Annotated in this window: 20 protein-coding genes and 1 pseudogene; 8 read left to right on the top strand and 13 right to left on the bottom strand. The window is 65.9% G+C overall.

What is annotated here, in order from left to right:
• Genes dndD through dndB form a run of 3 tightly spaced genes read right to left on the bottom strand, consistent with a single transcriptional unit; the run spans position 1 to position 4657 of the window.
• Complete coding sequence (dndD, locus tag C1737_RS03240) at positions 1-1977, bottom strand: DNA sulfur modification protein DndD (protein ID WP_102417216.1); 1977 nt, start codon at positions 1975-1977, stop codon at positions 1-3.
• Complete coding sequence (dndC, locus tag C1737_RS03235) at positions 1974-3512, bottom strand: DNA phosphorothioation system sulfurtransferase DndC (RefSeq protein ID WP_102417215.1); 1539 nt, start codon at positions 3510-3512, stop codon at positions 1974-1976. The genes dndD and dndC overlap by 4 nt, the downstream gene beginning before the upstream one ends.
• On the bottom strand, positions 3509-4657 hold the full coding sequence (gene dndB, locus C1737_RS03230) for a DNA sulfur modification protein DndB (protein WP_102417214.1): 1149 nt from the start codon (positions 4655-4657) through the stop codon (positions 3509-3511). Before dndB ends, dndC begins: the two co-directional genes overlap by 4 nt.
• Before the next feature lie 98 nt (positions 4658-4755).
• Between dndB and dndA the strand changes: the two genes are divergently transcribed.
• Both dndA and C1737_RS03220 read left to right on the top strand, forming a co-directional pair.
• Positions 4756-5943, top strand: a complete 1188-nt coding sequence (dndA, locus tag C1737_RS03225; protein WP_102417213.1) for a cysteine desulfurase DndA — start codon at positions 4756-4758, stop codon at positions 5941-5943.
• 880 nt (positions 5944-6823) lie between these two features.
• A complete protein-coding gene (locus tag C1737_RS03220; RefSeq protein WP_102417212.1) occupies positions 6824-7570 on the top strand; it encodes a hypothetical protein in 747 nt (248 codons plus the stop codon).
• 44 nt (positions 7571-7614) lie between these two features.
• Here C1737_RS03220 and C1737_RS26670 read toward each other — a convergent pair whose 3' ends face one another.
• From C1737_RS26670 to C1737_RS03205, 3 genes are all read right to left on the bottom strand, one after another.
• On the bottom strand, positions 7615-8142 hold the full coding sequence (locus C1737_RS26670) for a hypothetical protein (protein ID WP_102417211.1): 528 nt from the start codon (positions 8140-8142) through the stop codon (positions 7615-7617).
• Positions 8129-9076, bottom strand: coding sequence for an oxidoreductase (locus C1737_RS03210; RefSeq protein ID WP_102417210.1), 948 nt, complete (start codon positions 9074-9076; stop codon positions 8129-8131). The genes C1737_RS26670 and C1737_RS03210 overlap by 14 nt, the downstream gene beginning before the upstream one ends.
• Positions 9077-9558: 482 nt before the next feature.
• Complete coding sequence (locus C1737_RS03205) at positions 9559-10011, bottom strand: VOC family protein (RefSeq protein ID WP_102417209.1); 453 nt, start codon at positions 10009-10011, stop codon at positions 9559-9561.
• A 75-nt stretch (positions 10012-10086) separates the two neighbouring features.
• On the opposite strand from C1737_RS03205, the gene C1737_RS03200 reads away from it, so the two are divergent.
• Together C1737_RS03200 and C1737_RS03195 are read left to right on the top strand one after the other, a co-directional pair.
• Entirely contained in the window at positions 10087-11340 is a 1254-nt protein-coding gene (locus C1737_RS03200) for a cytochrome P450 (protein WP_102417208.1), read from the top strand.
• Positions 11341-12531: a S9 family peptidase gene (locus C1737_RS03195; RefSeq protein WP_102417207.1), complete on the top strand. Its 1191-nt coding sequence runs from the start codon at positions 11341-11343 to the stop codon at positions 12529-12531.
• Here the strand turns inward: C1737_RS03195 and C1737_RS03190 are convergent.
• The 5 genes and pseudogenes from C1737_RS03190 to C1737_RS03175 all read right to left on the bottom strand — a co-directional run bounded on the left by C1737_RS03190 (position 12458) and on the right by C1737_RS03175 (position 18546).
• Entirely contained in the window at positions 12458-14089 is a 1632-nt protein-coding gene (locus C1737_RS03190; protein ID WP_102417206.1) for a WS/DGAT domain-containing protein, read from the bottom strand. The two genes, C1737_RS03195 and C1737_RS03190, sit on opposite strands and share 74 nt — an antisense overlap.
• Before the next feature lie 102 nt (positions 14090-14191).
• Positions 14192-15625: a serine/threonine-protein kinase gene (locus C1737_RS03185; RefSeq protein ID WP_102417205.1), complete on the bottom strand. Its 1434-nt coding sequence runs from the start codon at positions 15623-15625 to the stop codon at positions 14192-14194.
• A 158-nt stretch (positions 15626-15783) separates the two neighbouring features.
• Positions 15784-16365 (bottom strand): hypothetical protein, encoded by a 582-nt coding sequence (locus C1737_RS27485; protein WP_369807520.1) that lies wholly within the window; start codon positions 16363-16365, stop codon positions 15784-15786.
• 52 nt (positions 16366-16417) lie between these two features.
• Positions 16418-16876 (bottom strand): annotated as a pseudogene (locus C1737_RS27480) (serine/threonine-protein kinase); the annotation flags it as partial.
• A gap of 245 nt (positions 16877-17121) precedes the next feature.
• A complete protein-coding gene (locus C1737_RS03175; protein WP_102417204.1) occupies positions 17122-18546 on the bottom strand; it encodes a CehA/McbA family metallohydrolase in 1425 nt (474 codons plus the stop codon).
• A gap of 132 nt (positions 18547-18678) precedes the next feature.
• On the opposite strand from C1737_RS03175, the gene C1737_RS03170 reads away from it, so the two are divergent.
• Positions 18679-20058 (top strand): FAD-binding oxidoreductase, encoded by a 1380-nt coding sequence (locus C1737_RS03170; RefSeq protein WP_102417203.1) that lies wholly within the window; start codon positions 18679-18681, stop codon positions 20056-20058.
• On the opposite strand, the gene C1737_RS03165 is transcribed toward C1737_RS03170, so the two are convergent.
• Positions 20055-20870, bottom strand: coding sequence for a 1-acyl-sn-glycerol-3-phosphate acyltransferase (locus tag C1737_RS03165; protein WP_102417202.1), 816 nt, complete (start codon positions 20868-20870; stop codon positions 20055-20057). The two genes, C1737_RS03170 and C1737_RS03165, sit on opposite strands and share 4 nt — an antisense overlap.
• A gap of 129 nt (positions 20871-20999) precedes the next feature.
• Positions 21000-21644, bottom strand: coding sequence for a TIGR03085 family metal-binding protein (locus tag C1737_RS03160; RefSeq protein ID WP_102417201.1), 645 nt, complete (start codon positions 21642-21644; stop codon positions 21000-21002).
• A gap of 237 nt (positions 21645-21881) precedes the next feature.
• On the opposite strand from C1737_RS03160, the gene C1737_RS03155 reads away from it, so the two are divergent.
• Genes C1737_RS03155 through C1737_RS03145 form a run of 3 tightly spaced genes read left to right on the top strand, consistent with a single transcriptional unit; the run spans position 21882 to position 25016 of the window.
• The gene (locus C1737_RS03155; protein ID WP_102417200.1) at positions 21882-23549 is read left to right on the top strand and encodes a nitrite/sulfite reductase; all 1668 of its coding nucleotides are present in this window, start codon (positions 21882-21884) and stop codon (positions 23547-23549) included.
• Positions 23550-23565: 16 nt separating this feature from the next.
• Complete coding sequence (locus C1737_RS03150) at positions 23566-24303, top strand: phosphoadenylyl-sulfate reductase (RefSeq protein WP_102417199.1); 738 nt, start codon at positions 23566-23568, stop codon at positions 24301-24303.
• Positions 24300-25016, top strand: a complete 717-nt coding sequence (locus C1737_RS03145; protein WP_102417198.1) for a sirohydrochlorin chelatase — start codon at positions 24300-24302, stop codon at positions 25014-25016. Before C1737_RS03150 ends, C1737_RS03145 begins: the two co-directional genes overlap by 4 nt.
• Positions 25017-25065 lie beyond the last annotated feature (49 nt).

Raw genomic sequence — 25065 nt, 5'->3', positions numbered from 1 at the left:
TCACTCCCAAAAGTAACCGGGTTGGACCGTGGTGGCGTTAACGGCGCCGTCGAACTCCAGCCGGTACATCCGCCCTACGAACGGCCGCAATGATTTCAGTGCCGCTTCGTCGACCTCAGTATCCGTGGAGAGCAGCACCACCTGGTGTGCTGCATAGGGGAAGTACCGTTCGATGAGCCGACCGCGGTGAGAACCGTCGAGCCGTCCAAGCGGGGTATCGATGACCATCGGCAACGGTTGGCCGGCAGCTTGAGCGAGCCCCCACAGTAACGCCACCGCGAGCAGTTGGCGCTCCCCTGCCGATAGTTCGGTGGCCGTGAGACCCTGACCGTCAGCGCCGATCAAGTCCACCGTGTATGACGCGGGATCAATGTGTACGTCGGTGACCAAGCGATCCTTCCGCAGTAGCCTGTTGAGCGCTTCCAGCACCAGGCGCGATATCTGACCGACATGACGTTCGGCCGCCTTGGCTTTCAGCATCTCCAAGGTTTGTCGCGCCCGCTCGGCGTGCTCCACGAGTCGGCGATCATCGTCAGCGTCCAGCGTGGCCTGCGCCGCCTTATCCATCGCGGCTTCGTAGGCAGTGTCGGCGCGGGCACGCTCTTGCCGTGCGGCCTCTAACCGGTCCTCACCCTGAACAAGCAGGGCATGGCACCGAACCGCAGCCTGTGATGCCTCATCGAGTTCTTGTTTGAGCGATGCCAGAGCTTCCGGGTCAGGAATGGCCACGAGTGTCCGCTCAGCCTGTTCTAACTCCACTGCAAGCGCATTCCGGCGTTCCACCAGCGATGCCAGGCGCTTGCGCACTGAGGGCAGGATGCTTGAGCGCAATGCTTCGACATCGCGGCCGTCACCCAGTCCACTGACCATCGGCACCCGCGCTGATGTCTCTTGCCGCTCAGCCACATCGGTCGACATAAATGTCTCGACCGCTGCGAGCGCTGCCCCGGTTACCTTCGCCTTACGCAGCTGGTTCAACAACTTGCGGTCGCGCGCTGCAACGACATCGAGCACCACCGCGTCGCGACGAGCATCTCGTTCCAGCGCAACCTGATTCGCAAGGGATCCGAGCAGTTCAGCAGTCTGGAGGAAGGGTGCCGCTTCGGCCGCCTCGGAGCGCAAATCCTCCTCAACGTCGGTAATCTGCTGGCGCACCAACGTTAGGCGGCCCTCAGCAGCTTCGCGTTGTTCGAGGAGGTGGCCGCCGGCAGCTCGGTATTGCTCGGTGACCTCGACCAGGCGCTTATCAGCCCGCTCGGCCTCCACCCTCGCAGCGCCGACGTGCTCCTGAGCTAATTCTGCAGCTTGTCGCGCATACGTGACCGCCGTCTTGGTTGCCTCTACAAGTTGGCGCAGTTCGTCCGGTACCTCGGCGCCACGATGGCGACGACGTAGCACCGCCAGGTCGGTCGACAGGCGGTCGATCAAATCAAGGCCCAGGAGAGCGGCGAGAGCGGACCGCAGGACGTGCTGCGACTGCTCTAAGTCAGCCAGGGCTTCGATCTGCTCGCCATCAAAGAAGAACAGACCGGCAATGCCGCGCGGAATGAAGGTCTCGACATGCTCGCTCCATGTCGAGGCGAGAGCGTCGTCGTGCTTGCCATCAATCCAGACCATCACGAACTCACGCAGGGCGGCTCCGCCACCCTGCCATCGTCGCCTGATCCGATACGAGTGCTTCATCCCCTGTTGAAAAACATGGAAGGTCAGCTCAACGGCTGCACCCTCGGACGCGGGAACACCGTGATGAATGAGACTTTTTAGGTAGCTGTCGTAGCTACCGGCTCGCCGGCCAAAGCCCTGCGATAGTGCCCCGTAGAGCGCCAGGTGGATGGCTTCGAGGATCGTCGTCTTGCCCGCGCCATTTAAGCCGCCAATGAGAACAACCGGCCTATTCGAAGATGTTGGCGTGAGCTGGATTTCATTCTTACCGCGGAACGTGCCGACGTTCTCCAAAACGAGCGAATCGAGAATCACGAAACGACCTCCTCGGTGGCCTGCCGTACGTAGCCATCGGCGATGTCGAGCGGATCCGGTTCTTCAGCTGACTCGTCAGTTCGATCCTTGGCTGCTTTGCGCCGCTGCGCCCGCAGAGTGGCATCGGTCTCGTCGTCGTAGAAGCTCCGCCGGATCGCCCCTTCGAGCGAGTCGAACAATCCAGCGCGACGAGTCTGCGACCGATATCGCTGCTCGATATCCAGAAGTTCTCGGACGAGTTCGAAGTGCAGACGATCACCGCCGGTGACGTCACGCAGCGTATCGACCAGCTCAGGCCCCAGCGGTAAGTGCTCGTCGAGCGGGCCGCCGGGGTAGGGCGTACCCATGGCTTGCTCATAGATGGCCGGGAGGTGGTCCTCGAACTCATGCTTCTCCACCACCCAGATGCGGCGGATCTCCTCCAGCTCGGCTTGCGTGATCAGCTCGAGCGACCGGACATAGTCAGGCCCTTCTTCACGGATAAACGCCTGTGCCTCAAGGAGTCTGCGCAGCCAGTCCTCGCGTGAGGTTTGGGTATAGGGTCCGGGGATCGGCTTGCCGTGGAAGAGCTGGACCGAGCCGTTCATCCGGCGGAAATCGCGCAGGTGCCGGTCGTCGGCGATGTCGAGCGCGTTACGAAGATCAAGCAGCGGCAGCATCCACTCTTTCTCCTCGTCATTCTGAATCATCGCCGACATCGACTTGTCCTTATCGACAAGGGTGCAGGTCCAGCAGCCGAACCGACTGTCACCACAACTCGGTGTGCTGGAATCGACCACCAGCGGGCATTCCCCATCAGGCGAGGCGCCCTGGTACATCGTCAGCAGCTCTTTGTTGGAGTAGCCCCACGGATTGGCTTCCTGCATAAGGAAGGTCCAGACGTCGTCGTTGGACCAGTCCTCGATCGGTGAATAAACAAGGCAGTTCGGTAACGAGTTGTTCGGACTAAGTAGATCTCGCACGCGGCGTGCCTGCAGTTCGGTCATGCGGTGGGACCGGCCCGAACTCTCAGCCTTCCGCGTGCCGAGCACCAAGATCGCCTCACCGTGGGCTCTGACCATCTCACGGATGAACAAGTTGGACGGCTTGATTTTCAGCCTCTCCGTGCACCATCGAAACTTGTGCCGAGGCGCCGGATAACCTCGACCAATTAAGTTGACCCAGAACGTATCTGCCACGGCCGGCGTTAACCGGTGAGGTGTAAGGGGTAGTCTGCCGCCGCGCGCCGCCCCCTCCATCACCTCCAATGAATGCGTCACCCACGCGGCCACGACCGGGTTCTCGACCAATGTGTCAGTGCTGATCACGTGGACTCGCTTGTGGCGCTGCTTCTTCGGAAGTGCTTGGAGGGCAAGCCATACGATCTGCAGCACGGCAGTCGAGTCCTTGCCGCCCGAGTAACCGACCACCCATGGCACGTCGTCAGCCGCATAAAGTTCCTGCGTCTTACCCACCACCGCATCGACAGTCGCCGCGAATCCCAGTTCATCGAACGCCGACCGACGCTTCGGCGAGATTGGCAGACTTCGCTTCATTTAGCTCCTCCTCGGAATGCGTCTTCTGCCCGCTGTTCGTCCGGCGGTAATGGCAGCCCCATCGCGGTGCGCATTGCAGCTGCGGTGAGAAGTACGTTCGCGGCGCTTTTCGAAACGCGCCCACCAATGACGGCGCGACCCTCCCAGGTACCGCTTGACCGATGCCAGTCCAGTTCGCGCAGAGTCTTGAGTGCGATCGACCATGATCGGACGCCCCGACTTTGGCTCAGGAGACTATTGCCGACCCTGCCCAATGCGTGAAGCACGACGCCGTGCGTGTGGATGAAGTCCTGACGCACCTCGCCAGCAGTGATCTCGCGGTTGAACACCAGCTCCCACTCCGGGAACTGATCGGCCACCAGCTCCCAATACTTTGCGGCTAGATCCACTTGGCGCTCGAAGTTGTCTTCTTCGACACCGTCGAGCAGCACTTTGGTAGCGGTGTAGAGCGCCGACAGCGTGAACAGTTTTCGTGACCGCTGCGCCAAATTCGACGTCTCCATCTCGGTGAGATCGCGGAGGAAAGCTGATCGCATCACGACAAGCCTTGTCAGCGCCGATATCTCATCACGATGGTCGTAAAGCACGCCGATCGACTTGGCGGGCCGAACGGCATGACGATTGAGGTCGGCGAACATCTGCTGGCAGCGCTCCAAGCCGACATCCAGGAACATGACGATCGCGATGCTCTCGTCGCCCAGGGCGGGATTCTCGGTTAGCGCCTGTTGAATCGCCGCGCGCCGGTGCTGACCATCGTTGATTACGAATCGGGCCGACATGGGAATGGTCAACGTACCCACACGCTCTGTTGGTCCGTCGCCTGCGATCGGTTCGAAGTGGACGTCGGCATCTACGGAAGCGGTCAGGGCAGAGAAGACGTAGTTATCGCTGTTTTCAACGATGTACCGGGCGATCTCGGGCACCCGTCCCTTGTTCAGCGTCCGCTGCGCACGTAATTCAGGAGTCAGTTCCTCCTCATCGAACAAGAACATCCGAGGGATAAGCCGCAGAGGGCACATCGTCACGTAGTACTCGCGGCCGGCTTGAACGCCGCGGATGGCGGGGAACACGTACTCAAACGCCCCCGTGCGCGCACGCCCAGGCGATGCAGATGGCTGCTGCGGGGCGGTATCGGTTTGCGTCACCTCACATCCTCCTACGGTAATTGTTCGGAAAACATAATCCGTACACGCGGGGGCGATCCTCCAAACATATGTCCGAACCTACGCGTACGGTGTTGCCCATGAACGTAGGCGCGCCGTCTGACATTTTTGATGACGATGTGGCTGACCGCCGCCCCGCCTACCTGGATTTCAACGCCACGACGCCCGTAGACCCGCGCGTATTCGCCGAGGTCATGACCTATATGGTCCGCGAGTTTGGCAATCCAGGTAGTCGCACCCACACGTACGGGCAGCTTGCTAAAGAACGCGTGGCGCGCGCCCGCGAGCAGGTCGCGGCCGTCGTCGATTGTCGACCGGACGAGGTGACCTTCACCAGCGGCGCAACCGAGAGCAACAACCTGGCGATCCTCGGGTTGGCGCCGTCAGGCGACAGGTCCGGTCGGCGGCACATCGTCTCAACCCAGATCGAACACAAGGCTGTGCTCGAACCCCTCGCCGTGCTCGCCGACCGCGGTTTTGAAGTCACCTTGGTGCCGCCAACGAAGGGCGGATGGGTGGATCCGGCTGCGATTGCCAACGCGGTGAGACCGGACACCCTGCTGGTTTCCGTGATGGGCTCAAACAACGAGACTGGCGTCATCCAACCGATCCTTGAAATCGCAGCAGTTCTGGAACAACATGACGCCTACTTCCATGTCGACGCTGCCCAAGCCTTCGGAAAGCTCATCGAACCCCTTCGTTCTCCGCGAATCGACTTGCTGAGCGCCTCCGGCCACAAGATCTTCGCGCCCAAGGGAATCGGAGCATTGGTCGCGAAACGCAGGCGGTTCAGACGGATTCCCTTGGAACCAATCATGTTCGGCGGTGGACAGGAACGCGGGCTTCGGCCTGGCACGCTACCGGTCGCGCTGATTGCGGGGCTTGGGCTGGCGTCAGAGCTCGCGCTCACGGAGTATGCTTCGCGCGTAGAACGCACCACCGCAATTAGGCAGGATGCGCTCGCCGCGTTGGCCCCCTTGGGGATTGAGCTCAACGGCGACGAGGCGCGGACTGTCCCGCACACGCTCAACTTCTCGGTACCTGGTGTCGATGCCGAGGCGGCGATCGTCGCTCTAAAGGATGTCATCGCCGTCTCCAACGGCTCCGCGTGCACCTCTCAGAGCTACGAACCTAGCCACGTCCTAGTTGCTGCCGAACTCCCCGAACAGCGAATCAACGAGGCACTGCGACTCTCGTGGAGCCATCTCACTGGTGACTTGCCGTGGGACGATATAGCTCAACGACTATCGCGTCTTCGATCGGGATGACAAAGGAAGATGATTCGCGCTTAGGGCAGGGTCGCTCGGAACCGCGCCTCACGGTTGAGCTCGTGCCGACGAGCTCTTGGGGTGCAAACCTGCGCGCTCTGATGTCGCGATCTGATTGGGACAAGCTCCGCCGCCAAGTCGCGCTGAGCGCCGAAAACTGTTGCGAGATCTGCGGACGTCAAGGTCGCCGTCACGCAGTCGAATGCCATGAGGTGTGGGACTACGACGATGAAACGCACGTGCAGCGCCTGGTCCGGCTAATCGCATTGTGCCCGGCGTGTCACCAGGTAAAGCATTTCGGGTCTACTTCGATGCGCGGACAGTCGCGAGCCGCGCTTGCTCAGCTTGCACGCGTAAACCACTGGAGCAATGCAGAAGCGGAGCGTCACATCACTTATGCCCTCGAGGTGTGGAGACGTCGCAGCATGCACGAATGGCTGCTCGACCTTCGCGCGTTGTGGGCCTATGGACTTGAGGTGCCGCCTGGAACACGCTCAGAGGGCCAATCTCCAAGTTCGTAGAGGAATAGAGCACTGCACCGGAATGCGCCTTTGCTAGTCGGCCCTGTCGACTTCTGTCTCGGTCGCGTCGCCCTCTGTGAGAACATACCTTCAGATTCGAGGATGCCGATAACATCGATCACCGCCTCCTCGCCGCCATCGGCGCCGAACCCATCCCTCTCAGCGTCACCGATGACGGATTCCACGTCGTCGCCGCCCTTCTCGTATCGAGACGCTCGCGATATGCCGAGTAGGCGGCGCTGGCGACGTCGTCGACCACCTTCCAGGTCAGAGCAGTACCGATCCCGAGATGGGAATCTGAAATTTGCGAATCTTCGGTGGTTCACCGTCGTGTCGCTGCTGCATGAGAGTCTGCTGCCGTGAGCTCCGACCACAGCTTCGCCCTCCCAGCCAAATTGCCCGCTCTCGTTGACATGTACGCGGGCAAGGCTCCGGCGCCGGTGCGATTCCGGGCGCCGTCATGGGGCGTGGCCCTCGCCAACATCTCTGACCAGCCGATGCGCTTGTTATGCGACCCCACTATCACGAGCGAGCCAAATAGTGAGCGATTTCGTAAGCTCGGTGACCGCGAAGTCACGCGTGATGCGGTTGCACAAGTCTGCAACTCGCTTGACTTGGGGGACAACGACGCGGTTGTAACAGCATTCGTTCTCGTCATGGTCTGGGGGTCAGGCACTAGAAACAGCCGGTCACTCCGGAACACCAAAATGGCGCTCCAAGACGTCGGTGTTGCCGCGACGGCCCTTCGAGAATCCGCAGCAGCATTGCGCTCGATACAGCACGTGAACGACCCGGCCATCGCGGACGTGCATCGCCGCTTCGCGTTAACTGGCATCGGCGAACCCTTCTTCACGAAGTGGTTCGCCTTCGCAGGCTCTGTTCCCGATCGCGAATGGCAGCCACTGATACTCGATAGCAGGGTTCGTGCCACCCTGCACAAGACGCTCGACGTCTGGCTGAATCGGTTGACTGACATTCACAACGATCGCCAGCGATATATCGCGTACCTACTAGCCATGCACCGGTGGGCAGCGCAGCTGCCACAGCCGATGACGGCGGCACGGCTCGAATGGATCATGTTCACACACAACGGCAGAACGGCATGAACGCTCATTGCTGCCGATGAGCGTAAGGCGAGTGCGGGCGACTTCTATGCGTCAGAAGACAACGCAAGAAGCCGCCCGAGAACCCAAACAACTCGCCCGATCGACATGATTGCAGCAACCGCTAGGCCGACCATCACCAACTGCATCCACCAATAGCCACGGTCAAGGTTTGCATCAGTCGCGATTGCGACGAGCGCGCCAACGAAGAGCAGCAGAAGGGCCGGCAGAACCGACAGAAAAACTGCACCGACACGACGTTTGTCTTCTGCGGGCAGCAACCTATCGACGGTCGTCAACGGCGTCCGGAGCAGGTTGACGAGAATCGACACGCTGGTGAGGGTGAACCCTCCCATTGTGGCGGCGACTGTTCCCAGGATCTGATATAGCGCACGGCGCGTATCGTGTGGAATGTCGGTCAGCGCGTGTGGAATCCACCCTGCTTTCCCGAGCCCGATCCAGATACCGACAGCAGCCACACCGATGAGCCAGTCAACGCATCGGTGGCGAATCCAATAATGCTGCGCACGTTCGAAGAAACTGAATTGGGTAAGCGCGCGATCAGTTGTGCTCATCGTCAGGCGTCTCGATAAAAACATCTGCGAACGAAACCTGCTCATCGGGCACTTCTTCCACAACAGAGAATAGATAATCACGGTTGCGCGTCAGTGACGCCCGAAGCAGTTCCCTCGCATACTCAGTCGAGCGCTCCGGATCGTTCAATCGGTCCGCATCGACCTCGGTTTTCTCAACGAACTGGTCTTCAAGGAGGTCGACTGACCGCGGTGCGCCCGCGATCGTTCCGTGAACACGCGCACTGTTGAACTCGGACAACGCGCCTGATCCACGGAGGTTCTGAATGAGCTCCACAAAACGCTGACGGATACCGTCTTTGTGGGCCCGCGTCCCTCGGCGGCCAACGGACATACCGATCCGAACGACTCCATCATGCGCAAGTAGACGGGCTCCGTCGAGAGCCTGCACCCAGTCGCCGCCGACCAGATCGCGGGTGATCCGGCTTACCGGGATCGCAACGTCGATTCCAGAGACGCTCATATCGTTGAGCACCTGATCGAGATTCTGGGTGAGCACCGGCTCGATCCCGACATCAATATTGAGTTTTGCCCTCAGATAATCGACGACGCGTCGGGCACGCGGCCCATTGCCGCTCGTCAGCATCGCCACAATATTGCGCTCTGCGAAGACGCAATACGTCGGTTCAAGTAGACCCTCCCCTTCGGCCAAGCCGATGGCACGCCGTACGCCCTCCCGATTCCCAACGCTGGGGAGGTTCTCGCGGCGCACCTTGTCGAGGATGAGTATGTGCTTGTTCCTATCGGCCACGCCGTGGGCAATGAGCACCATTCCGTCTCTGCAGCGCCGATGGCGGTCGAGCCCTTCCTGCGCGGCGCGCGCCAGCTGCTGCAGTACCCGCTGCGTTGGAAACCTGCCTGGCAGTGACGAACCGTCAGGTTGAATTAGTCGCCAGTACTGCACCGTCCGATTCATGGCCCCTCGTCGCCCTTTCTGCGGCCGACACTACTCGCGACCACCGACACCATTGCCAGGGTCAGACTCTGGCGGCACCAATCCGCTGACGAGTCCACCGGCGTCGAACCACCAGGCCGTCGTCGAATCTCGACGGTCGTCTCGACTGTCGATGCTGACGGCCATGTTAAAGACATGTTCGCGAATGATCGGGATCACCCGACAGCACCGGCAGCCGGACTACAGCATGGCGACCAACGGTTGCGGGATGGGCTGAAGTGGTCGATGTCGACGGTGTCCGTGGAGGGCGGCGGGCCGTCGGTCTTCGCCAGGCAGGTCTAACGTCGAGCACAATGAGCTGCTCCCGAGTCTGTACGATGTAAACCGATCGCCGTCGGGACCTGGCGCAGCCCTGCCAGAGGGTGAAGTGGTGCGCGGCTCGAACCCAACGCAATATGACGGCATTGCCAGCGGCCACACTAAGACGACCCTACGGAGACCCCCTACGGCCGAGGCGGCAATGCCGACAACCACCCCTCCGCAAGCAACTCCAGCAACTGCCCGTCCGGATCCCGAATCATCGCCATCGCCTCGGTCACGGTCCCGTCGACCACGGCACCCCCAAACTCGACAACCTTCTCCAACGCGCCAGGAAGATCAGACACCGAGAACGAAATATGCGTCAGCCCAATCTGATCCATCACGCGCTCGGACCCGGCCTGAACCTGGCGCCTCGAGTAGTCCATTAACTCGAGCACGAAGCCATCCCGCACCAGATAGGTCGCGTGCACGCCGAGTGGCTCGGGCAGCTGCACCAGCTTGGACGTCGGGCCGTCTGGCGGATCGAGCTCCCACCAGAACTGGAACCCGAGCACATTTTCGTAGAACCGCCGCGACCGCTCGCGATCGGAGACGCACAATCCGACATGGTTGAAGGTCGTCCGGTGACTAATCATCGTGGCCTTTCTCGGGCGCGCAATAATGCAAAGATAGTGTAAAAAGCACCTCGGTCGCGGTGGAGGACCAACCAAATGACAACCCGTCCCGACGTCGCCGAAGACGCCATCGTCGACTTCGACCATCACTCCGACGCGTTCAACCTCGACGAAAACGCCGTCAACGCCGAGCTGCGACAGAAGTGCCCGGTCGCCTGGAACGAGAACTACGGCGGGTTCTGGTTCCTCAGCAGCTACGACGCGGTCAGCCGCACGGCCAGAGACGGCGAAACCTTCGCCCCCAAGTACGAGCCCAACTCGGAAGACGGCGTGGACTACCAGGGCGAGATGGGCGTCCCGCGCCCGGAAGGCCAGCCGGCCCTGGGCATCGGCGAGGTCGACGGCCCCTACCACCAGGCCCTGCGCCACGCGCTGGCCCCGTTCTTCTCCCCCGGCGCAGTCCAGAAACTCAAGCCCTTCATGGAACACAAGGCGCATGAGTTCCTCGACCACAAGATCGAAGACGGCCGCATGGACCTCGTCCTCGACTACGCCAGCCCGGTCCCGGCCATCCTCACCATGAAGCTAATGGGCCTGCCCCTCGACAACTGGCACCTCTACGCCCACCTCTTCCACTCCGTCATGGCCGTCCCGCAAGACAGCCCGGAGTACCTCGACGCCATCGCCAAAGTCCCGAAGATGATGGAAGAAGTCCTCGAGTACGCGGCCGGCAGGCGGGCCAAACCGACAGACGACCTGACCAGCTTTCTGTTTCAGTTCGAGTTCGACGGCCACCGCCTCACCGACGAACAGCTGCTCAACATCCTGTGGAACCTCATCGGCGGCGGCGTCGACACCACCACCTCCCAGACCGCGCTCACACTCCACCACCTGGGCACCCACCCGGACCTGAGGCGACAACTCATCGACCACCCCGAGCTCTACCGCACCGCCACCGACGAATTCCTGCGCTACTTCTCGGTCAACCAAACCCTCAGCCGCACAGTCACTCACGACGTCGAACTCGACGGCCAACGCCTGCGAAAGAACGACAGGGTCGTCATCAGCTGGCTGTCGGCCAACCACGACGAGAAAGAATTCCCGAAGCCCGACGAGGTCATCCTGGACCGCGCGCCCAACCGTCACGTCGCGTTCGGGCTCGGGCCGCACCGCTGCATCGGCTCACACCTCGCGCGCCTCATGGCCGAGGTCATGGTGAAGGCCGTCCTCGACTGCATCCCCGACTACCGAGTCGATATCGACAACGTCCACCAATACCTGGGCAACCCCAGCATGACCGGGCTCGGCACGCTGCCGGTCACCTTCACCCCCGGGGCAAAGCGAGGCTAGATGCCAGAAACCGCCAACCCGATCACGCACCTGCTCGGGCCATTCACCCGCACCGGCGGCTTCTACGCCCGCTCCTGGGGCACCTACCTGGATCGTCAGCCCGACGAGCTACCGGTGGCCCGGCCCACCATCGCGCTCGCGGCGCAGGCATTCCGCGACGAAATCCTGCTGAGCGGCTTCAGCCTGCTGCGTGGAGCCCCCGACGCGGCAACGCTCGAACGAATCGACACAGAAACCGTTGCGGCACAAGAGTTCTATGGCGACAAGGGCTGGCTCGACAATCCCGAGGGGTTCTTCGCCCCGCCCCCGCCTCCCACCGACGTCACGGTCAAACGCGTCAGCAGGATGGGACGCAACTACGAGCGGCTGTCCTTCGACAGCGACTACGAGCCCCACGACGGCGAACCCGGCCGGGGCCGGTGGCGCAGCTACACCCGCAACAACCGCGAGTACGCCCTGATGTTCCGGCACCGCCGGCCGCGGCCCTGGCTGATCTGTATCCACGGCGCCGAGATGGGACGCGCCGCCCTGGACCCCATGCTGTTTCATGCCTGGCACCTCTACCGAGATCTCGGCCTGAACGTCGCGCTCCCCGTGCTTCCCCTGCACGGCCCCCGAGCAAGCGGCCCGAAATTCCCCAGTGAGGACGTGCTCGACGACGTGCATGGCGCCGCCCAGGCGGTCTGGGACATCCGGCGCCTCATCACCTGGATCCGCGCGGAGCAGCCCGACGCGGCGATCGGGGTCAACGGCATCTCCCTCGGCGGCCTGATCTCGTCGCTGATCGCCAGCCTCGACGACGGCCTCACCTGCGCGATCCTGGGCGTACCGGCCGTCGACCTGGTGAACCTGGTCGGACGCCACGCCGGCCTCAGCGGCCACGCCGCCCTGCGCCACACGATGGACACGGCCAAACCCCTCGGCCGGATGATCTCCCCGCTGGCGTTAACCCCGCGCGTGCCGAAAAAGGGCCGCTTCATCTACGCCGGCCTCGCCGACCGGCTGGTGCACCCACGCGACCAGGTCACCCGGCTCTGGGAGCACTGGGACAAACCCGAAATCCAATGGTACCCAGGCGGTCACACCGGATTCTTCCGCTCGCGGCCGGTGCAGCGCTTCATCGACGACGCGCTCGTGCAGTCGGGCCTGGCCGAGGAGTCGCCGCCAACAACCGGTCGAAGGCGTCGGTAAAGCCTTCGACGATCGCCTCATGTTCGGGCACAAGGGTTTTGTCACAGGCGATGCCCACGGTCACGTCACCGTTGTAGGTAAAGATGCCGAAGCTCATGGGCTGGTTGCCCGAAACGGGCGCCCACCCGACGATGCCCTCCACCTTGCTGCCGGCCAGGTACACCGGCATCGGCGGGCCGGGCACGTTCGTGAGCGTGCCGATCGTGCGGTCGGTGAACAGGCCCACCGACGCTTCATAGAGCTGCCTGTTGAACCCGGCGATGGTCTCCTGCAGGCGAAACGCCACGGCCGCCTCGTGGCCGTGCTTGATCCGGTTCATCCGCCGTTTGGCCACGGCCAGCACTCGCAGGGCATCGGGTTCGTCGGTCGGCAGTTCGAGTTGTACGAGGGCGAATTCATTTCCCAGATTGTCGGGCAGCGTCACGTCGACCGGCTTGAGGTTGACCGGCACCATGAAGGTCACCGCGGAGCAGCGGGCGTGTTGGGCCTCGAGGTAGTCGTGCAACGCTCCGGCCACACACGTCACCAGCACGTCGTTGACCGTGCACCGGTTCGCCTTGGCGACGGCCTTCACTTTGGCCAGCGGGATCGGCTCCGACCATGCCACCGCTTTGTCGAGGCCTGCGGCCCCCGTCCACAGGGTCGCGTCGTTGCGGGTGCCGATCAGCAGTTTGCGGACCGTGTCCACGTCACCGGGCGCGGACGAGAACACGTCGACCAGCGCGCCACTGCCGGGCACCGCCGCCCGCATGGTGGAGCGGACGGACTCGGCGACGTCGGACACCGTCGCCCGCGCCGACATCGTGATCGTGTGGCCGGCCCCCACCGGGTTCTCCAACGCCAAGCGACCGAAGTCGTTGGCACGAGCAAGAATTCGAGGCAATCCGGCGGTGACCCTCACGACCCCTTCAGCCATGTCCGTCCCCCGTCCGACCGGGTCGTCCAGCATCTCATCGACGACCGATCTCGCGCGCCGCGCCGTGCCCGCCACCCGTACCGCCGCGGCCCGCAGCCGGTCCTTCATCGGCCGCCCCGGCGGGTGGGGCCGCGCCGCGTGCTGCACGACGTCGGGACCGCGGATGGGCCCACCTTCGGGCGACGCGTCGAACAGGCTCATCGCCAGCTCGACCATGCGCATGCCGTCGGCGACGGCGTGGTGGGTCCGCATGATCATCGCGCTACCCTTCCGGTAGCGGTTCACCCAAATGCCTTTCCAGAGTGGCTTTTTGCGGTCGAGCATTTCGGTGTGGTGGCTGGCCACCAATGCCTGCAACTCGCGGCGGTCGTCGGGGTCCTCGAGGTCCACGATCGTGACGTGCTGCCCGAAGTCGAAGTTCTCGTCGACCTCCCACCACCACGAGCCGTCGGAGTCCTGGACCGCCAGGCTGCGGAACACGGGATAACGGTTGGTGAGCCGCTCATCGATGACCTGACGCACCCGGCCCCAGTCGAGCGGATCGGCCGTCCAGACCACCGTGTCGACGACCATGAGGTTGTTGGGGCGGTCCATCTCCAGCCACAGGGCGTCCTGGATGCCCAGCCGGCGTCGCTCTGCCACCTTGCACCTCCACGACCTGCAGGTACCCGAGTCTCCATCCACAACCGGGATACGGCCAGAGGACAAGGTCCCCTTGTCGGGTGGACGTTGCGGCCGTGGTGATCAGGACGCTGTCGCGTACTGCAACACCGGCTCCGACGAATCGACGTGCCCAAAGCTGATGATCCGCAGCCGATCCGGGCGCACCTCGTAGCGCACACCGTTCAACGGATTGGTGACGTCGAACCCGTCCCCCGCGCGCTCGGCGTTCGACAGCTCGATGTGCGCGCCGTCGCTGATCCGTTCGCCGCGGTAGTAGTAACTGCCGCTGAGGTTTTCACACACCACGGCCAGCGACTTGGCGGTCCGCACCACGGCCGCCGGCGGATTCCCCGGGTCGCAGCGGGCGGTCTCGCCGACGAACCCCAACCCGTCGGCGCCCCGCACCGGAGCCGACAGCGCCGGCGTCTTCGGCGGCGGCGTGCTGGACGGCGCGGGTGATGGCGCCTGAGCCGCCCGCGGCGGCGGCGCGCCGCCCTGACTGAGAGCCGAGACCAGCGCCACGATCAGCCCGACGATCACCAGCGCCACCGCCGCCCCGGCCGCCACCAGCGGGCCGCGGCCGACGAACGGCCGATGCGGCGGCGAAGGGGGCGCGTCAGCAGGCGGATACGGGGTGACCCCCGTGTCGTCGGGATTCGGATAGACCGCCTCGAACGGCCGGGTGCGAAGCGGCGCCGCGGCAGCGCTGACCGCCGCCGGCTCGTACACCTCGGACACGGCCTCGCTGGCCGCGCGGGCGAGTTCGCCCGCGGAGCCGAACCGCGCCGTGCGCTGTTTGGCCATGCCGCGGGCGACGACGTCGTCGAAGGCCCGGCCCACGCCGCGCCGCATGATGCTGGGCCGCGGCGCCGGCGAAAGCATGTGCGCCGTCTTCAGCTCGTCGGGGTCCGCGGTCTCGAACGGCGGCTGACCGGTGAGGCACTCATAGAGCAGGCACGCCAGGGAGTACACGTCGGTCTGCGGCCCGACGCGGCCGGTGGTGAACCGCTCGGGTGCCATGTAGACGCGTGACGGGTCGGCGTGCCCGATCCCGAAGTCGACCAGATACGCGAAGTGATCGGGAGTCAGCAGCACGTGTTCCGGCCGGACACCCAGGTGCACCAGCCCGGCGGCGTGCGCGGCGTCCAGCGCCCGCGCCACCTGCGCGACGATCGACGCGGCCCGCGGCGCTTCCAGCGGTCCCCGCTCGCGCAGCAGGTCCTTGAGGCTGCCGCCCTCGACCAGATGCATGTCGACGAAGAAAACCCCGATAATCGCACCGAAGTCGTGCATCGGGATGACGTGGGGCTCCCGCAACCCTGCGGCAACAGCGCATTCCCGCCGAAACCGTTGCTGGAAGCCGGGATCCGCGGACATCGCGGCGGGCAACAGCTTGACCGCGACCGTCCGGTCCCTCACCGTGTCGTGTGCCCGGTAGACCTCGCCCGTCGCGCCCGCCCCGATCAGTGATCGCAGCTCGTAGGGCCCGAACCGGGTGCCAAGCCGCGAGGTCAATGGGCAGTCCTTTCGCTACGTCCAACAGGTCCAGCCCGGCGGGTTCCCCAATCCGCCGCCGACCTAACGTGCGCCGGCTCATGCGTGCGGCGGCACCGGGCACCAGAATAGGCCGCAGTTGAAGTTGGGCGGGCCGGCTACCGATCCCACATCAGGCGTCAGCCGCCGTGCCCGCCCTTGTGTTTGCCCGGGTGCGGCGGCGGCCCCTGTGGCGCCGGCAGCGTCGTCGTCGTGGTGGGTGTGGTGGTCGTCGTCGTGGGCGGGGGCGCCGGCGTGGTCGTGGTGTTGACCGGCGTGGGCGGCGACGCCGAGAACGGCGGGTCGATCGCCAACAGGAGCAGGGCCAGCACGAACGCGGCGACGATCGCCGCCACCCACCACTTGCGCCGCGGCGTGGCCGGCTCCGGCGGCGCGCCCACGAATGTGTAGGTGAGCGGCGCGACGACCGGGGCGTCCATCACCCGGGTGCCGGTGGACCTCGCCGCGACGGCACGGCCCGCGAGCGCGGCGCGCATCGTGCCGGCCTGGTCGAACCGCCGGGCCGGGTCGCGGGCCATCGCCCGTTCGATCGCGGCGGCAAGGGGCGGTGGCACGTCCGGGCGCAGCGCCGCAACCGGCGGCGGCGAGTCGTGCAGGATCGCGTGCGCCAGGGCGCCCAGGTCCTCCTGCGGGAACGGCCGCCGCCCGGTCAGCGCCTCGAACCCCACCACGCCGACGGCATACAGGTCGTCGGACGGCATACAGGTCGTCGGCAGCGGTGGCCGGCTTGGACGTCAGTCGCTCGGGGCTCAGATAGGCCATGCTGCCGACGACTTCCCCCGCCCGGGTGTAGGCGGCGCCGGACGTCTTGGCGATGCCGAAATCGGCGAGCTTGGGTTCGCCCGCGGCGGTGAACAGGATGTTGCCCGGCTTGACGTCGCGGTGCAGGATGCCGGCGTGATGCGCCTCGGCCAGGGCGTCGAGGACGCCGTCGAGGACGGCGTGCACGAACGCCGGGGGCAGCGGCCCGCGGGCGATGTGGTCGGCCAGCGACACCCCCGGCAGGCGCTCCATCACGATGAACGGCAACCCCTGATGCTCGCCGACGTCGTGGACCACCACGACGTGCCGGCCGGTCAGCCGCGCGGCAGCGCGCGCCTCGGTGTCGAACCGCAAGCGGCTGTCCGGCCGGTCGGCCACCCCGGGATAGAGCAGCTTGATGGCGACGGGCCGGCCCAGCTTGCGATCCCAGCCCTCACGCACCTCGGCCATCGCCCCGCGGCCCAGGACACCGCGCAATTCGTACCGACCGTCGCCGAGAACCCCGCCCGGTGCAATCTGCACTCCATCAGTGGCCCGGGCGCGGAGATAGTCAGTCCGTTGGAGCTTCGTTTGGATCCCGCCTTGCTGTTGCCCCGCTGTTGCGGTTGCCGCCGCCAGCAAACTCAGGAATAGCCCAACGTCTCACAGCCGAAACCTAGGGCGACGCTCGCGGTCCGCCGCGCGGCCGCACCCGCTCATGCCAGCCAGATCGGGTTGGTGAACGCAACCATCGCGCCGAGCGGACGCCGTTGTGCGTCGCGCAGCTCCAGCCGCGCGAAGCGCGCGGACTCGGCGTCGAGTGCCCATCGCAGCATGGTCCGCGCCGGCCCACCGACCCTCGCGCGTCCCACACAACCGGCCGCGGTGATCAGGGTGGCAGTTGTGCCGGGTGCTCCCGTGACCATCGCCGTGACGGTGACCGGGGTCTCGCGCGGAACCTTCAGTGTCTGGCCGGGGCCGGCGACGTCGGCGGCGTCCGGGCTCGACGCGGTGAACTCCACGGTGACGGCACGTGATCGGGCGATGTACGAGCGGCCGCAGCGCAGCCCCTCGATGATCGCGGGTACCGACAACTCACGCGCATGCACGACGGTCTGCGGTGAACCCACCGGCTGCTCGTGGGTGTGGGAGTCACTGCCGGCGACCGCCGCGACGCGCCGGCCCGCGGACAGCAGCCGCTGCCAAATGCGAAGCGACGCTTCATCATCGAGGTTCCACCGGCCGTTCCACACCTCGAGCGCGTCCACCTCGCCAAAACCGAACTCCCACAACGACCCGGGCACCGGCGCGGCCGGATGGGCGGCAACCACCAAGCCGCCGGCGTCGCGGACGTCGGCGGCGAAACGCCCGAACACCCGGTCACGCGGCGCGTATCGCCAGTCGACCCAGGCGTGCGGCGGCAGGCCGACCGCGAGCCAGTGCCCATGCCTGGTGGTGACCTCCTCGCCGGGAATCACCAACAGACCACCGGTGCGGCATGCGGGCCACACCCGGTTCGCGGAGTTCGTGTTGTGGTCGGTGGACACGATGAAGTCCAGTCCGCTCGAGTGCGCGGCCTCGACCAGCTCACCGGGATGGCGCTGGCCGTCGGAGTGCACGGTGTGCAGATGCAGATCCCCGCGGTACCACCCGGCACCGCGGGCCGAGGGCGCCGGACCGGCGACGACGGTGTCACCCGCCGGGGCGGCCCGCCCACGCTCGAGGACGACGCGCGCGTCCCACGCCATCCCCCACGGGCTCAGAACCACCGGGCCGAGCGCCACCGCCCATCGACCCGGCTCGATCGGGCCGGCAAGATAGCCAGGCGTCGCGTGCGTGCCGGAGATCACGAAGCCGTCGCGCGCTCCCCCTGACCACCCACGGAACCCGGCCGCATTGCCCACGTCGTGGCCGGCGGGGCCAAAGACACCTAGATCCAACACGTTTCGGACCGGCCCGCCCACCGCGAAGCCGTCATGCGCGGTGTCGACACGGATTCGGTGCACACCCGCCGGCACCTCGAATGGCAGGTACGCCCACTGGTCGATGCCAAACCCGAATCGCCCTGAAAACGTTATGTGGATCGTCGCGCCCTCGCGCTGCTGGGTGACGGCACCGGGGGCGACCATCGCGACACTCATGGAAGTCCTTCCTATCGGTACACCACCAGCATTCGGCACCAAGGAGTGACGACCCGTTACATCGACACGAACACCGTGCGTCGGGCCACTGTCATGTTCGTGTGGTGCCGCGGCGGCATACAGTGAATCACTGTGAGCGACATGACAGCGCGGTTCGCCGAGATCGTCGGCCAGCACAACCTGCTGACCGGCGACGCCATCCCCGAGGACTACTGGCACGACGAGGTGTTGACCAAGCCGCCGCAGAGGCCGGCGTACGTCGCCAAACCGGCGAGCGCGGAAGCGGTTTCGCAGCTGCTGAAGGCCGCTTCGGACAACAACATCCCGGTGACGGCCCGCGGATCCGGAACCGGCCTGTCCGGCGGGGCGATCCCCAGGGCCGACGGGCTGCTGATCTCCTTCGAGCGGATGAACGCCGTCCTCGAGGTCGACACCACCAACCAGGTCGCCGTCGTCCAACCCGGGGTGACGCTCACCGAGCTGGAAACCGCGACCGCCGACACCGGCCTGCGCTACATGGTCCACCCCGGCGAGCTGTCCTCCAGCGTCGGCGGCAACGTCGGCACCAACGCCGGCGGCATGAACGCGGTCAAGTACGGCATCGCCCGCCACAACGTGCTCGGGCTGCGGGCGGCGCTGCCCACCGGCGAGCTCATCCGCACCGGCGGCAAGATCGCCAAGATCTCCACCGGCTACGACCTGACGCAGCTCATCGTCGGCTCCGAGGGCACCCTCGCCCTGGCCACCGAGGTGACCGTCAAGCTGCACCCGCGGCTCGACCACACCGCGACCGTGCTCGCCCCGTTCGCCGACTTCGACCAGGTCATGGCCGCGGTGCCCAAGGTGGTGGGCAGCGGCCTGGCGCCCTACATCCTGGAATACATCGACAACGTGACGATGGCCGCGCTCGTGCATACCCAGAACCTGGAGTTGGGCATTCCGGACACGGTCCGCGACAGCTGCGACGCCTATCTTGTTGTGGCGCTGGAAAACCGGACCGCGGACCGGCTGGACGAGGACGTCGAGAAGGCCGGCGAACTGCTGGCCGAACTGGGCGCCGTGGATGCCTATGTGCTGGAAGGGGGTTCGGCGCGCAAGCTGATCGAGGCGCGCGAGAAGGCGTTTTGGACGGCGAAGGCGATCGGCGCCGACGACATCATCGACACCGTGGTGCCCCGCTCCGCGATGCCGAAGTTCCTGTCCGCCGCGCGCGGTCTGGCCGCGGCCGCCGGTGGCGCCTCGGCGGGCTGCGGGCACGCCGGCGACGGCAACGTGCACCTGGCCATCTTCTGCAAGGACACGGCCGCCCGCAAGAAGCTGATGACCGACATCTTTGCGCTGGCAATGGAATTGGGCGGCGCGATCTCGGGCGAACACGGCCTGGGCCGCGCGAAGACCCCGTACTTCCTCGAGCTGGAAGACCCCGTCAAGGTCGACCTCATGCGCCGCATCAAGCAGAGCTTCGACCCTGCGGGCATCCTCAACCCCGACGTGGTGTTCGCAGGGGCTTAGCCGATCACCGGGTAACGGCGTTGGGCGGCAAGTTCTCTGAGCCCCCTCCGCATCACCCACCGCACGTGCGCGTCGAGCCACTTGATGTCGTGTGCGCCGGCGAACTTGGCGATCTCGATGGGCCGCAACACCTCGGTGACGATCTTGGTGGGCAACGGCATGTTGACCGGCGCCACCACGCTGAGCCCGAACGGAAAGCCGAACGAGATCGGCAGGATGTCCGTGCGAAACAGCTTGCGCTCGAACTTGGTGAGCCGAAGCGCACGCGCCAGCCACCGACCGCGGCTCAAGAACAGCTGGCTCTCCTGCCCGCCGATGGAGACCGCGGGAACGATCGGGACGTCGGCCTCGACGGCCGTGCTGATGTAGCCGGTTCGCCCGTCGAAGTCGATGGTGTTCTCCTGCAGGGTCGACCGGTAGACGTCGAAGTCACCGCCCGGGTAGACCAGCACGACGGCCCCGGCGGCCAGCGCCTGGGCGGCGTTCTCCCGCGTCGCGCGGATGACGCCGGTGCGCCGGAAGAAATCAGCGGCGGGCCCGGCGAAGATGGTGTCGAAGCCCAGCGCGTACAGCGGCCGGTCGTAGCCGAACGTGTCGTAGTAGTCGACGGCGAACACCGGGAGATCGAACGTCATCAGGCCGCCGGAATGGTTGCCCACCACCAGCGACGGCCCGTCCGGGATGTTGTCCAGGCCCCGCACCTCGGAGCGGAAATAGTGCTTGACGATCGGGCGGGTCAGCGCGACGACGTGCTCGGTCAGACCGCGGTCCCATTTGTCGACGTCGGTCGAGTCCGTGTGGGTGTGAGTCATGTCATCCCCGCTCGTCGTTGAGCGTGAGCTGATGGTACGCCCGCCGATCTGAGCTGACGTCTGTTTCCTGCACGGATTCGCGCCGGCGCTTCGAGGGATATGCCGAAGTGCCCGCCTCCGAGCGACCCCTCACATCCCGAAGTGCGTGCGACGCACCGCCGCGACGGCCTCGGGCGGTCCGCTCACCTCGACCTCCGCCGCGCCGACGCGGCCAAACAGGTACAGCAGCAGCTCACCCGGTCGGCCGCTCAGCACGGCCACCGGTGAACCCGGCCGCACCGTGGCCCGCTCGCCGGTGCCGAGCCAGGAGACCTCAAGACCGCAACCGGAAAGCCGCCGACTCAGGTACCGACCGCCGCGCCGCACGTTGCGCCACAGCGCGGCGTCCAGCTCGGGCGGCAGACCGCGCGACCCGAGCCCATTCGCCCGGCGCAGATCCTCGTGATGGACGAAGAACTCGTTGAGGTTCGCCATCGCGCGAACCCAGCCGAGACGGAAGAACCCGACAGGCGGGCCGGAGCGGATCGTCGCAACGAGCGATGCGAAGTCCGTGCGCCGGGCCAATGCCGCCCGGCGCCGCTCGGCGAACCGTTGAAAGCGGCCCGGCAGCACCAGGCACGGGCCGGCGACGAAGTCGTGTTCCCGCAACACGAGATGGGCGGCCAGATCGTGAGCGGTCCAGCCCTCGATCAGTGTGGGAGCGGACGGGCCGAGCCCGGCGAAAAGATCACACAGCGCGGAGCGCTCCCGGGCGTCTAGCGAAGGCCCAGTCACACCCGCAGGCTACTGCAATCACGCTGCGCGCCAAACCAATAAACGTGAACCGGCACACACAACCAACGGTTGTGCCCTCACAACGGCGCGACCTCTACTACCGCACGCCTATGCCGGGCACTATGAAGCCATGAGACGTGGGCGCAACGGCGCGCCCCCAACAGACATCATCGCGTCGATGCCGCGGCCCGCAGCCCTGCAGCCCCAGCCGATCTGCACCGCGAAGGAGCACACCACATGACCACAGCACGTCCCGCCAAGACCTGCAGCGAGGGCCAGTGGGCGCTGGGTGATCGCGAACCGCTGAACGACACCGAGAAGATCAAGAACGAGGACGCGCCGCTGAACGTGCGCGACCGCATCGTCAACGTCTACGCCCAGCAGGGTTTCGACAGCATCGACCACTCCGACCTGCGCGGGCGGTTCCGCTGGATGGGCCTGTACACCCAACGCGAGCAGGGCTACGACGGCAGCTGGACCGGCGACGACAACACCGACAAGATCGAAGCCAAGTTCTTCATGATGCGGGTCCGCACCGACGGCAAACCGCTGACGGTGCACTCGATGCGCACGCTGGGCCAGATCTCGACCGAGTTCGCCCGCGACACCGCCGACATCAGCGACCGGGAAAACCTCCAACTGCACTGGATCCGCATCGAGGACGTCCCCGAGATCTGGCGCCGCCTCGATGCGGTGGGGCTGCAGACCACCGAGGCCTGCGGCGACTGCCCGCGCGGCATCCACGGTTCGCCGCTGGCCGGCGACTCGCTCGACGAGGTGCTCGACCCCACCCCCGCCATCGAGGAGATCGTCCGCCGCTCCATGGGCAACCCCGAATACGCCAACCTGCCACGCAAGTACAAAACCGCGATCTCGGGCCTGCAGGACGTTTCCCACGAGACCCACGACGTCGCGTTCGTCGGCGTCGATCACCCCGAGCACGGCCCCGGCATGGACCTGTGGGTGGGCGGCGGCCTGTCGACCAACCCGATGCTGGCCCAGCGGGTCGGCGTGTGGATCCCCCTCGACGAGGTGCCCGACGTCTGGGAGGCCGTCACCCAGGTCTTCCGCGACTACGGCTACCGGCGGCTGCGCGCCAAGGCCCGGCTGAAGTTCCTGATCAAGGACTGGGGCGTCGAAAAATTCCGCGAGGTGCTGGAAACCGAATACCTGAAACGTCCGCTCATCGACGGCCCGGCCCCCGCGCCGGTCAAGCACACCATCGACCACGTCGGCGTGCAGAAGATCAAGAACGGGCTCAACGCCATCGGCGTCGCCCCGATCGCGGGCCGCGTCTCGGGCGCCACCCTGTCGGCGGTCGCGGACCTGATGGAGAAGGTCGGCTCCGACCGGGCGCGGCTGACCCCGTTCCAGAAGCTGGTCATCCTCGACGTGCCCGACGCCTTGGTCGACGAGACCGTCGCCGCGCTGGACGCGCTGGGGTTGCCGTCGCGGCCCTCGTCGTGGCGCAAGAACACCATGGCCTGCACCGGCATCGAGTTCTGCAAGCTGTCGTTCGCCGAAACCCGGGTGCGCACACAGACTTTGGTGCCCGAGCTGGAACAGCGCCTGGCCGACGTCGACTCCAGGCTCGACGTGCCGATCAGCGTCCACCTCAACGGCTGCCCGAACTCGTGCGCCCGCATCCAGGTCGCCGACATCGGCTTCAAGGGCCAGTGGATCGACGACGGCGAAGGCAATTCGGTCGAGGGCTTCCAGGTCCACCTGGGCGGCGGCCTCGGCGAGGCGAGCGGCTTCGGCCGAAAACTGCGCCAGCACAAGGTGACCAGCGACGAGCTCGGCGACTACATCGACCGGGTGACCCGCAAATTCCTCGAAGGCCGCGACGGCGGAGAGACTTTCGCGTCCTGGGCGCTGCGCGCCGACGAGGCCGACCTGCGATAGGAGCTGAGGACCCGCCATGGTGGCGATGAACTTCACCAACGAGCAGTTGCGCGAACTCGCGGCGCGCGGCGCTGCCGAGATGGAGGGCGCCGGCGCGGTCGACATCCTGCGCTGGACCGATGAGCACTTCGGCGGCGTCGACGGTCCCCGCGGCTGGGCCACCTGCAAGTACGTGGTGGCCGCCAACATGCAAGACGCCGTGACGATTTCGCTCGCCTCCGATGTGCGGCCGGGCGTGCCGGTGATCTTCCTGGACACCGGCTACCACTTCGCCGAAACCATCGGCACCCGCGACGCGGTCGAATCCGTCTATGACATCCACCTGCTCAACGTCACGCCCGAGCACACCGTGGCCGAACAAGACGAACTGCTGGGCAAGGACCTGTTCGCCCGCGAACCGAACGAATGCTGCCGGCTGCGCAAGGTCCTCCCCCTGCGCCGCGCCCTGCGCGGCTACGCGGCCTGGGTGACCGGGCTGCGGCGGGTGGAGGCCGCCACCCGCGCCAACGCGCCGCTGATCAGCTTCGACGAGTCGTTCGAGCTGATCAAGGTCAACCCGATCGCGGACTGGACCGACGAAGACGTCCAGGACTACATCGAGCGCAACAACGTGCTGGTCAACCCGCTCGTCGAGGAGGGCTACCCGTCCATCGGCTGCGCCCCCTGCACCTCCAAGCCAGCCGAGGGTGAGGATCCTCGCAGTGGGCGCTGGCGGGGACGAAACAAGGTCGAATGCGGGTTGCACGCAACATGAGCACCCTCGTCCTCACCGCCCACGGCAGCCGGGACCCACGGTCGGGCGCCAACGCGCAGGCCGTCGCCGACCGGCTGGCGAGCGTGCGCCCCGGCCTCGACGTGCGGCTGGCGTTCCTGGAGCTCAACGAACCGAACTTCGCCGACGTCCTTGCCGGACTGCCGGACCGCCGCCGCGCGGTGGTCACCCCGCTGCTGCTGGCCAGCGCCTACCACGCGCGACGCGACATCCCCACGCAGATCGCCAAAGCGGGCGCCCACGGCATCCGGCAGGCCGACGTGCTCGGCGAGGACGAGCGTCTGGTGTCGGTGCTGCGCGAACGCCTCACCGAGATCGGGGTTTCCCCGCTCGACGACGAGCTCGGGGTGATGGTGGTCGCGATCGGCTCGTCCAACACCGTGGCGAACGTGCGCACCGCGAAGGTCGCGTCCCGGCTGGCCGTCGGCACCCAGTGGGCCGGAGCCACCACCGCTTTCGCCACCCGTCCCGAGGCGTCGGTGGAGCGCGCCGCTGGCCACCTGCGCCGCCGCGGCGCGCGCCGGCTCGTGATCGCACCCTGGTTCCTGGCGCCGGGGCTGCTCACCGACGGCGTCGCAACCTACGCGCGGGACAACGACATTCCGATGGCCGCGCCGCTCGGCGCGCACCGCCTGGTGGCCGCCACCGTGCTCGACCGTTACGACGAAGCCCTGACTGCCGACGCCGCGGCCTAGTCCCGCTCGAACGTCGACTTGTTGCGGGAAAACTCTCCGAAATCCCCCA

The organism is Mycobacterium sp. 4858, assembly GCF_900240975.1.
Classification (GTDB): Bacteria; Actinomycetota; Actinomycetes; order Mycobacteriales; family Mycobacteriaceae; genus Mycobacterium.
Note: the sequence above shows the minus strand (reverse complement) of the source record. Positions and strands in the feature narration are given on the sequence as shown.

What these genes read in the sequence shown, in the direction of transcription:
- C1737_RS03155 (WP_102417200.1), top strand. Translation starts at nt 21,882, where the DNA reads ATGACCACAGCACGTCCCGCCAAGACCTGCAGCGAGGGCCAGTGGGCG.
- dndC (WP_102417215.1), bottom strand. Translation starts at nt 3,512, where the DNA reads ATGAAGCGAAGTCTGCCAATCTCGCCGAAGCGTCGGTCGGCGTTCGAT.
- C1737_RS03165 (WP_102417202.1), bottom strand. Translation starts at nt 20,870, where the DNA reads ATGACTCACACCCACACGGACTCGACCGACGTCGACAAATGGGACCGC.
- C1737_RS27485 (WP_369807520.1), bottom strand. Translation starts at nt 16,365, where the DNA reads ATGCCGTCCGACGACCTGTATGCCGTCGGCGTGGTGGGGTTCGAGGCG.
- C1737_RS26670 (WP_102417211.1), bottom strand. Translation starts at nt 8,142, where the DNA reads ATGAGCACAACTGATCGCGCGCTTACCCAATTCAGTTTCTTCGAACGT.
- C1737_RS03210 (WP_102417210.1), bottom strand. Translation starts at nt 9,076, where the DNA reads ATGAATCGGACGGTGCAGTACTGGCGACTAATTCAACCTGACGGTTCG.
- C1737_RS03175 (WP_102417204.1), bottom strand. Translation starts at nt 18,546, where the DNA reads ATGAGTGTCGCGATGGTCGCCCCCGGTGCCGTCACCCAGCAGCGCGAG.
- dndA (WP_102417213.1), top strand. Translation starts at nt 4,756, where the DNA reads ATGAACGTAGGCGCGCCGTCTGACATTTTTGATGACGATGTGGCTGAC.
- C1737_RS03195 (WP_102417207.1), top strand. Translation starts at nt 11,341, where the DNA reads ATGCCAGAAACCGCCAACCCGATCACGCACCTGCTCGGGCCATTCACC.
- C1737_RS03150 (WP_102417199.1), top strand. Translation starts at nt 23,566, where the DNA reads ATGGTGGCGATGAACTTCACCAACGAGCAGTTGCGCGAACTCGCGGCG.
- C1737_RS03145 (WP_102417198.1), top strand. Translation starts at nt 24,300, where the DNA reads ATGAGCACCCTCGTCCTCACCGCCCACGGCAGCCGGGACCCACGGTCG.
- C1737_RS03200 (WP_102417208.1), top strand. Translation starts at nt 10,087, where the DNA reads ATGACAACCCGTCCCGACGTCGCCGAAGACGCCATCGTCGACTTCGAC.
- C1737_RS03205 (WP_102417209.1), bottom strand. Translation starts at nt 10,011, where the DNA reads ATGATTAGTCACCGGACGACCTTCAACCATGTCGGATTGTGCGTCTCC.